The following is an 884-nucleotide window of genomic DNA, read 5'->3' on the forward strand; positions in this document are numbered from 1 at the left end:
GTTTGTGAATGCGGAAGCGCTCGTCGGTGATCGCTTGTTGGAGCAGCTCGACAGCTCGCAGAGATTTCTGACGGTAGAATGGCTTGATGGTGTTCTCACTCAGCTCAAGCAGGTCGCCTTTCTCAATCATATGATGCGCAAGTGCAGGGCCGATGCTGCCCGGCGCCAAACTGATGATGCCATTCATATTGGTCATCGCTTGTGTGACTTCTTCACTCGCAATCACGATACCGCAACGCACACCTGGTAAACCAAGCTTAGACAGGCTCATGCATAGGATGGTGTTCTCGTTCCAGAAAGGCTCTACATCCTCAAAGATGATGTTTGGAAACGGCAAGCCGTAAGCATTATCGATGATCAGCGGAATGTTGTTTTCACGTGCTAGCTTATCGAGTTTACGGATCTCTTCATCTGTTAGTACGTTGCCCGTTGGGTTGGTTGGGCGTGAAGCACAGATAGCCGCTACCGACTCATCCACTTTGAGCTCTTCAAAGTCGACGTGGTACTTGAACATGCGATCATCAAGCATCTCAATTTCTGGGTGGTAAGAGATAAAGATGTTTTCATCTATTCCGGCATCGCCGTAACCGATGTACTCCGGTGCCAATGGTAGTAGGATCTTTTTGTGTGAGCCATCTGGCTGCTTACCTGCAAGCAGGTTGAACAGGTAGAAGAAGCCACTCTGGCTACCATTGGTTAGGCTGATGTTCTTTTCGCTGATATTCCAGCCGTAGGTCTCTTTAAGTAGAGCTGCTAACGCTTTTACAAAAACATCTTTGCCCTGCGGTCCATCATAGTTGGCGAGGGCGTTGATCAGGGCTACACTGGCGAGGAGTTCCTCACTGGCTTGGTGAAAGTAGTCGAGCATGGCAGGAATGGCTGCT

At 49.5% G+C, this 884-nt stretch carries 1 protein-coding gene; it reads right to left on the reverse strand.

Translation table 11 applies throughout. The annotated features are described in order from the left end of the window. A partial coding sequence (locus tag KIV40_RS29790; RefSeq protein WP_285352870.1) for a valine--pyruvate transaminase occupies positions 1–884 on the reverse strand: 884 nt, incomplete at both ends.

The sequence above is a fragment of the Vibrio sp. D173a genome (assembly GCF_030248475.1).